The 2,579-nt window shown below is 44.6% G+C and carries 3 protein-coding genes and 1 pseudogene; all 4 read right to left on the bottom strand.

Annotated elements, in window-relative coordinates; genetic code table 11:
* Positions 1 to 182: 182 nt before the first annotated feature.
* Positions 183 to 926: a hypothetical protein gene (locus HMPREF1534_RS00295; protein WP_005945534.1), complete on the bottom strand. Its 744-nt coding sequence runs from the start codon at positions 924 to 926 to the stop codon at positions 183 to 185.
* Between the two features lie 35 nt (positions 927 to 961).
* Complete coding sequence (locus HMPREF1534_RS00300; RefSeq protein ID WP_005945532.1) at positions 962 to 1,912, bottom strand: relaxase/mobilization nuclease domain-containing protein; 951 nt, start codon at positions 1,910 to 1,912, stop codon at positions 962 to 964.
* Complete coding sequence (locus tag HMPREF1534_RS00305; protein ID WP_005945530.1) at positions 1,909 to 2,322, bottom strand: plasmid mobilization protein; 414 nt, start codon at positions 2,320 to 2,322, stop codon at positions 1,909 to 1,911. Before HMPREF1534_RS00305 ends, HMPREF1534_RS00300 begins: the two co-directional genes overlap by 4 nt.
* Before the next feature lie 184 nt (positions 2,323 to 2,506).
* Positions 2,507 to 2,579: pseudogene (locus tag HMPREF1534_RS21315) on the bottom strand (DUF3408 domain-containing protein); the annotation flags it as partial.

The raw sequence follows: 2,579 nt of genomic DNA, 5'->3' as shown, positions 1-2,579 counted from the left end.
TATTGCCTCAAGTCGCTTTATGGGGTAAGGGGATAGTATGCGCATTGAAACGGACGCGAGGACTTAATGGCTGTCTTACGAATCAAAAGTCCATTTCTCTTGTAGGTAGCACTTCGGGAATGGAGTTGCGGATTTAAGGTTCGTTACATTGTAAAAATGTGGCAACATGCATAGGTCCTTTCTTACTTTTTAAGTCTTTCTTTTATCTCATTTGCTTCTTTATTCAGTTGTTTTGCAAGACTATCTTTGTATGCTGCCATTTCAATCATTTCATAATGGTGACGAACAGAATCCTCATAAACTGCAACACTATTTTTTACATCATCGATAACTTTCTCATCTCGGCAAACAGAGAAATGCTTTTCGATGTAGTGAATATTCGGGTCATCAGATGGAAGTACCATCTTTAATGCCCTATATTTCAAGTCTGCCTCCTCCAAATCTTGGTGCTCTCGCCATTGGGTGAGGTTGCCCCAAATGGAGAGGACAAGAGATAGAGCCAAGCCACCTGTAAAAAGAAGAACATTCTTTGAGGTTGGCTCGAAGCGATGGGTTACAACCTTCTTTTGAGGTGATTTATTCATCACTTCAAGTTTATCTTGTAATGCCTTTGAGGAAACATCATTCCCTTGTGTCATCTGCTTGACTGCATCAACCAAGAACTTGCTTCGCTGCTCATTTTTGCCAAGTTCAACCTTAATAAGGTCAGCAAAAACAACAATGGCATCTCTTAATTTGGATATTTTACCAATGACTTCCTCTTCCTTGCCAAACATAGCAATGATTAATTTCTCCAACTTGGTTGTGTCATTACTTGCAGGATTGTTTTCCGTTCCTGCGTTCTTTGTGGAGTCAGAAAGTTCATCGACTTTCTGCTCCAATCTCTCAACTGTGCCGTAGATGGCTTCCAATAGTTCTTCTTTCATCTTTCTTTTGTTGTTTGAATGGTTTGTAACTTGCATCAAAGGCTAAAGCCTCTTCTGCGTTTCTTCTTTTTCTTCTTGGCTGATTCATCCTCTGGGAAAGGCTCAAAGAGCTGAGCGTTGGCAGAAGCAAAAAGTCCAATGGAAGAAATACCGTCCCAAGGGTCTTGACTGCTCTCCGATATGGATGGCTCCTGGTTGTTCTTGTGATTGCCTTGCTCGTATTGCTGAGCAGATTTGGCTCTTGCTGATAAAAGGTTCTCCGTTCCCTCTAATCTCGCATTCAGTTTGCCAAAGCTATAGTCTCGGCTAATCTGCGTACCCTTGAAGCTATATCCATCCTTGCAGAAACGGATACCTTGAACCTTGGTTTGCTCCTTGTCCTTATAGACAAGTTCCAAGCGAACACCTCGCTTTGCAAGTTCATTCTTGAACTTTTGCCAATTATCAGCGACTTTCAAGGCATCCTTGACAGCATTGTGAATCTCGTATTTGGCACGCTCAGCATTGCGCAATTTACGAGTATTAGTCTTACTCTTGTCCGTTCCATAGGTCAGTCCATACTTGGATTTTAGAGCCTTGGTCACTTGCTCATTACGCCTGTAATCATTCCTGTCTGATATGAGTTTGCCCTCATTGTTGATGCGGTTGTACACGACATGACAATGTGGATTGTCCGTATTGTGATGCCTTACGATGATGAATTGAGTATCTTTTATCCCCATCATCTGTATGTATTCAAGGGCTATCTTAGCCATGAATTCATCCGTCAAACGTGGCTTGTCCTCGGGCTTGAAGCTCAATGCAATGTGTCCCACAGGCTTCTTAATCCTTGGATTTAGCTGCCTCTGTAGCTCAAAACTTTGAGCCATCTCGGCATTCGTGCCGAGTAACACTCCATCCGAGGCGATGATTTTCGCCTCGTCCTTGCCTGTAACATAACGGATGCAACCACCAAATGAGCTGCCCTTCTTTAGCTTGCCTATCATGTGGTATCCTCCTTTCTGCCCATACTACTTGGCTTCGGTTTATAACTTGCTTGGCGATACTCGCCAAGGATTTCTTTCAATCTTCTCAACAAGTCCACCACATACACATGGGTTTCATGGAAGCCTCTCTGATGCGACAGCTTGGCAAGTTGGTTGAGGTTGTTCGCCATGCCTATGAGATTCTTGGCAATGGCAACCGTCTCAGTGTTATGTCCGCTGACCACTTCGCCATTCAAGGCTGACTCTCGGATGTACTCCGCCAACTTGCGATTGGCTTTTCTCGCCCTCAGTCTCAGTACCTCGTAGCTTGGCTTCGAGAACTTCACAGTGACAGACTTCGACAGCTTGCGAACCCTGCCTGCGGGCGGTCTTCCGCCCTTTCTCTTGTCTTGTTCCTGTATGTTTGTCATTCTATATACTGATTACAGTTGGTACACTCACTTTCTGCGACCGTTGGGAGCAAAATCCCTCCGCCCTCATGGTGGAGCGAGGCGTTTTGGGATTCCCAAAACATAACCTCGCTCCCTCTCAGAACACGTTAGTTGGAACTACAGCCTTTCAGCTATCCACGTCCAAGGTCGCAGACCTTAATTCTCACAATTTGCGCCAAGCCTCGAAGTCCTCTTCATAAAGGCTTAGGTGGTGGCGCACGATGTTCTCGATGATG

This window comes from Phocaeicola massiliensis B84634 = Timone 84634 = DSM 17679 = JCM 13223 (assembly GCF_000382445.1).
In the GTDB taxonomy this organism is placed as follows: Bacteria; Bacteroidota; Bacteroidia; order Bacteroidales; family Bacteroidaceae; genus Phocaeicola; species Phocaeicola massiliensis.
Note: the sequence above shows the minus strand (reverse complement) of the source record. Positions and strands in the feature narration are given on the sequence as shown.